Source organism: Paenibacillus sp. 01T422, assembly GCF_056398785.1.
This window is the reverse complement of record NZ_JBFTQB010000610.1, coordinates 1-4,504: the sequence shown is the minus strand read 5'-3', so window position 1 is coordinate 4,504 and position 4,504 is coordinate 1. Positions and strand designations below refer to the sequence as shown.

At 40.0% G+C, this 4,504-nt stretch carries 5 protein-coding genes; all 5 read right to left on the bottom strand.

The window, feature by feature from the left end; genetic code table 11:
• The coding region (locus AC1DUA_RS27220; protein ID WP_477502747.1) for a DedA family protein at positions 1-226 on the bottom strand (226 nt) is incomplete at its 3' end.
• 177 nt (positions 227-403) lie between these two features.
• Positions 404-1,678 carry an iron uptake transporter deferrochelatase/peroxidase subunit gene (gene efeB / locus AC1DUA_RS27215; protein WP_477502746.1) on the bottom strand — a complete coding sequence of 425 codons (1,275 nt, stop codon included), beginning with the start codon at positions 1,676-1,678 and terminating at the stop codon, positions 404-406.
• 24 nt (positions 1,679-1,702) lie between these two features.
• The gene (locus AC1DUA_RS27210; RefSeq protein ID WP_477502745.1) at positions 1,703-2,914 is read right to left on the bottom strand and encodes an EfeM/EfeO family lipoprotein; all 1,212 of its coding nucleotides are present in this window, start codon (positions 2,912-2,914) and stop codon (positions 1,703-1,705) included.
• Positions 2,915-2,934: 20 nt separating this feature from the next.
• A complete protein-coding gene (locus AC1DUA_RS27205) occupies positions 2,935-3,738 on the bottom strand; it encodes an FTR1 family iron permease (protein WP_477502744.1) in 804 nt (267 codons plus the stop codon).
• Positions 3,711-4,121 carry a hypothetical protein gene (locus AC1DUA_RS27200; protein WP_477502743.1) on the bottom strand — a complete coding sequence of 137 codons (411 nt, stop codon included), beginning with the start codon at positions 4,119-4,121 and terminating at the stop codon, positions 3,711-3,713. Before AC1DUA_RS27200 ends, AC1DUA_RS27205 begins: the two co-directional genes overlap by 28 nt.
• Positions 4,122-4,504 lie beyond the last annotated feature (383 nt).

The following is a 4,504-nucleotide window of genomic DNA, read 5'->3' as shown; positions in this document are numbered from 1 at the left end:
AAATAAGGATAGATCCTACTAAATTGCCTAATACACCCGCGCTAACAACCTCAAAGTAATTAAAGGCACCTTTTTGAATAAAAAAACCTCCAAAAAGCATGATAACTTCACTTGGAATCGGAATACAAGCACTTTCAACTAACATCCCAATAAAGATTCCCAAAACTCCGTAACTCGTGACTAGTCCTATAGCATGATTTGAAATCCATTCAATTAACTGATGCAATGAAATCACCTCAATCGTATTTTTCCAGGCAAATCTGTCAGTAAAACCACCCTTTGTTAATTCTCGCTTCCCTACTGTAACAATAAAAGATGAGAATTAAATGAGAACTATTCATATACCGATATGAAATAAAAAAAAAACGAAAGACATATGTCTCTCGTTTTTTACTTATAAAATTTAACTAAATAAATTCTGTCCCAAATAGCTGTCTTTGTTTGTTACACCAGGAAGTACTGCAAAGTACCCTCCACCTGTAGAGGTCGTGTAAGATAACATTTGATCGGGCATTTTAGGGTTTGTTAAACGCTTTTGAATGGACTCAAACTGAGTTTGTAAATTTCTATTAAAACATACAAATAAGAGACCTGCGTTCATTCTTCCCACACTATCTAAATTCTCCATAAAGTTATATCCCCTACGAAGAATTCGTTCACGCTCGGAGTTCTCACCATCTCTTGGATTGGAGAGTCGAATATGAGAATCTAAGGCCGTATGATCACCTTTAGAATCTGATACGAAACTAGGTTGATCAAATTCGTTTTTACCGTCCATCGGAGCACCCGACACTTTTTGACGTCCTATTATTTCCTCCTGATTAGAAAACGGCTGTTGATCCCATGTTTCAATTCGCATATTTATACGGCGCACGACCATATAAGTTCCTCCAGCAAGCCATGGAGCTCCATCCGCGCTATCAATCCAAACGTTATTTTTCATAAAAGCTTCGTCTTTCAGTGCAGGATTGTTGGTACCATCTTTGAAGCCGAACAAATTACGTTTTGTGCCATCCGATTTAATACCTAATTGACCAGTTTGCTGCCATCTCAAATGTGCAACTCCACGCGCCGCTTTAGCCAAATTTCGAATTGCATGAAAGCATATCATAGGATCATCGGAACAAGCTTGGACAATAATATCCCCGTGTGTTAACTGTTTCTGCAAAGAGTCTTTATGGAAAATCGGCATCTCTGTTAGACCTTGAGGTTTACGCGAGCGAAGTCCAAAACGTTCCTTTCCCTCTTTTTCAAAAAGTGAACTACCAACAGCAAACGTCAGCGTGAGCTTGCCTGTGGCCAGTCCGATTTGCTCCCCAGTGTCTACTGGAGGAAATTTACCCTCCTGAGGTTCTGCTGCTAACGGTTTTCCCTCCATTAAGGTGGCTGCCATTTCCGTCCAACTCTTGAATAATTGCTGTAATTGCTGTCGATCATCTGTGGTAATATCAAAGGCTGCAACATTTGCAAAGTTTTGCTGCGGAGTTATGACACCGGCTTGATGGGTACCGTAGAAAGGAATCGTTTCAGCCTTGCCATCATCCGTAGTCTCTTGTTTTGTTACAGGAGTATTAAGCTCATGTTGCTGCTCCYTGCCAATAAAGTCTCCTAGAATCAACCCCGCAGCACCAGCAGCAGTCATCCCTAGAAATGTACGACGATTTATTTTATCTCCCATCGCGATGTCACACTCCTTTATGGATTATTGCCCTAATGTTCCAGGCATTTTTACAAGTGGTTCTGCTAATGCTTCCAGTTTATTTTTCAAATCGACTTGTTTCGATTGTTCAATTTTCGCAAAATCATTCCATGTCGTTCCCACTGGAGATAAGGTATTCATAGCTTCGATAACACTTGATAAGCTTTTACTAATTTTATCATCAAGCGCAGCGTCTTTCTTCTTTAATTCGACTTTTACAAGATCGTAGATTTGCTGTGCGCCTTCTACATTTGCTCTAATTACAGGTACTGTTGCACCGCTCCAACGCTCTTCTTCACCCGTAATCTTCGAAGTCTGTGCTTCTTCCATCAGCTCGCCAACACCAGTAACAAAATCTGTCGCTTCGATGTTAGTTGCAGCAATACTTTGTTGCATTTTCTTACCGTCTTCGAGTAAGCGAGCAGCAAAAGGCTCAGCCTCTTTTACTGTTTTTTGTACAAATAATAAGTTCTCAATACGATGGTAGCCTGTAAATTCAGGATCTTTTTCATCTTTAAAGTCGTCTACACGCGCGTCCATAACACCATCAAGCTCTTTGAATTTTTCGATTACAGGCTCGATTCTTTCATAAGGCATCCGCGAAGCAACATAGGCTTCTTGCGCTTTTTTCAAATCGCCACTTTTCACAGCTGCATTTAATTGCTCCAAAAGTGAGACCATTTGATTTCCTTGGTCTTGTACGTATTCATTATAAGCCTTCGTCGCATCTTGAAGTGCTTGCGATCCTGAAATCGCAGCGTCGTTTACTGCACCTTTATTTTCATTTAATGAAGTACTTAGCTCTGTTAATGCGCCTTTCAAACCGTCATTTAACTGACCCAGAATCGCAAAGTCGAGCTTATCTTGTGTCAATCCTGCTTCTAATGGTGCCAAAAACTTCTCAACTTTTACATATAACTCGGGATATTTCAGTTTAACCTCATCTTCAAAGGTAGCCCAGTCAACTACTAAGGAAGAAGATACTTTTTTCGAATCAGTCACCTGTTTTTGATCTATCTGTCCTTTCAAACCATCAATTGTCTTTAGAAAAGCTGCTGCGCCTTCTTTCGCTGGCACTTTTGTTACATTCGGCGTAGGGCTTGCTACGGGAGATGCAGCAGTTGTTGCCGAAGGTGTCGTTGTCGCTTTACTGCAGCCTACTGCTACAAGTGCTATTGCCGCTGTTAAAATAATTAATTGTTTTCGTTTGTTCATCGTATAAAGCCTCCAAAATTCTAGTTTTCATTAATGATCGAAGTTGCTTTTCTGAGTTGCATAGTTTTACGTGCATCCACTAGTACGGCAAAAAGTGCACAGATGAGAAGGACAAACTGAGGTATTGCACTCTCAAGCGTTGGGTACAAGGCAAGAAACTCCCAACTCGGCACCCATGAGGCTGCTGTCGCAGGTATGTAACCAGCCAATTGCAAGCCGTGCACCCCCATGCCTGCAAATTTAAAACAAAGATAAAAGACGAACACACTTGAAATTAAGAAGAATGGACGCATCGGCACCTTCATTCCGATTTTCAAGATCAAGAAAGCAACAACAATTAATATCCCAACCCCGATAAAAATACCGCCTAGCAAAGAGGTTATTGAGATTGATGATGCCATCCCAATCATGAAAAGCGCCGTTTCTGTCCCTTCACGGAAAACGGCTAGAAAAGCTAACAAACTTAGTGAAAAAAGGCTACCTGTGGCTAACGCTTTTACGCTTTGATTACGTATGTATTGCTGCCAACTGGAAATATTAGATTTACTGTGAAGCCAATAACTCATATAAGCCAACATAAGCGCTGCAAATATTCCAGTACAACCGGCAATAAGGAAGTTGTTGTTACCAAAAGCACTTGTGGAAAACAATTGCTGTACGATAATCCCTAGAAGAATACTAATGAAAAGTCCTCCGCCTACACCATACCAAATCCATCGCTTCTTATCCGCATGACCTGATTTCGTCAAAAAGCCTAGCAAAGCAATAATAACAAGAAGGGCTTCCAGTCCTTCTCTTAACAAAATGGTCGTGGCATCAAGCATAGTATAACTTGTTTTACCTGCAGCTTACCTGAGATGAAGCTTGTATTTAATTCATGAAGCACTTTCAATGTATCTGTAAGCTTGGTTTGATCAATGGGCTGTTTCAGAGTGGCAAATGAAACCTCTCCCATGGCTTGCTCGATTTTTTGATAGGCTGCCAGTGAGGTTGCTTTAATGCCTTCTTCTATCGTAAGCCAGTTTACTTGAAACTTGTCGAATAGCTTAGATGCATCCTCTACCTTACCGCCTTCGGCTAATTGAATAGCTTGTTGGATGTCCGCATCGGCCTTTTTCAGATCATCTTCCCCTTTTGCACTCGCTGAAATCGGAACAATCCACATCAAAAGAAGAGCTATCCAACTCATTATTAAAACTTTGCGCATATATCACCACACCTAATTTTATTTTTTTGAACACATTTTCACTAACATTGATTATCATTATCGATATACTCAGTCTATTCTACTCTCCTTACTGAATCTGTCAATTGCAATCTTCATAATACCCCACTTGAAAAATCATACATTTATTTGTAAAAGCTTATATTAATATCATCAAAAAAATCTTATCCTAGTTTTTTAAAATAGTATTGACATTGATTCTAATAATGAATATCATTTGCAATATCCTGCTCAAGATGGTTTCTACCACGTTAATCTTACCAAGGATGCCGGAACTAATCCTGCTAACAGGCCAGGCATTCGAAAGTGGGCACTTGATTTTCGTTTCATACGAAATCGCGGTAAATTAGCCTATAATATGAGCC

Bases quoted from the DNA above. Each gene is read 5' to 3' on its own strand.
- AC1DUA_RS27210 (WP_477502745.1), bottom strand. From the start codon at position 2,914: ATGAACAAACGAAAACAATTAATTATTTTAACAGCGGCAATAGCACTT.
- AC1DUA_RS27205 (WP_477502744.1), bottom strand. From the start codon at position 3,738: ATGCTTGATGCCACGACCATTTTGTTAAGAGAAGGACTGGAAGCCCTT.
- AC1DUA_RS27200 (WP_477502743.1), bottom strand. From the start codon at position 4,121: ATGCGCAAAGTTTTAATAATGAGTTGGATAGCTCTTCTTTTGATGTGG.